We start from the raw sequence: 405 nt of genomic DNA, 5'->3' as shown, positions 1-405 counted from the left end.
GGCTGGGGCTTTGGAGACGTTCACCGTCGATCTACGGTCAGCTATTTATAACCGAGCGGCTGGGGCTTTGGAGACGCTCACCGTCGATATACGGTCAGCGATTTATAACGGAGCGGTCGGGGCTTTGAACTCGTTCACCGCCGGTGGAACATCAATTTCCGGATGCGTTCGCGGAGCCGTTCGTTTGTGCCGGGGCCGAAACGCTTCCGCTCACGCTCGTCGAGCCGCCGAGGAGGGAGTGGTCCGAGTCGCCGCTGAACGTCGTGACCGTCTCGCCGTCCTGTTTCACGATCAGGGTCCAGGGGTCGTCGCCCGCGGGGATCCGCATCGTCCCGTTGTAGCGGACGACGCCCGAACACGGCCGGGAGGCGTTCCCGGCCTCCTCGATCGGAACGTCGAGGACGT

1 pseudogene is annotated in these 405 nt (G+C 63.7%); it reads right to left on the bottom strand.

The annotated features are described in order from the left end of the window. Nucleotides 1–151 precede the first annotated feature (151 nt). Nucleotides 152–405 (bottom strand): annotated as a pseudogene (locus EXE44_RS18390) (hypothetical protein); the annotation flags it as partial.

Source organism: Halorubrum sp. SS7, assembly GCF_005435055.1.
Lineage (GTDB): Archaea > Halobacteriota > Halobacteria > Halobacteriales > Haloferacaceae > Halorubrum > Halorubrum salinarum.
This window is presented reverse-complemented; position numbering and strand designations above follow the sequence as displayed.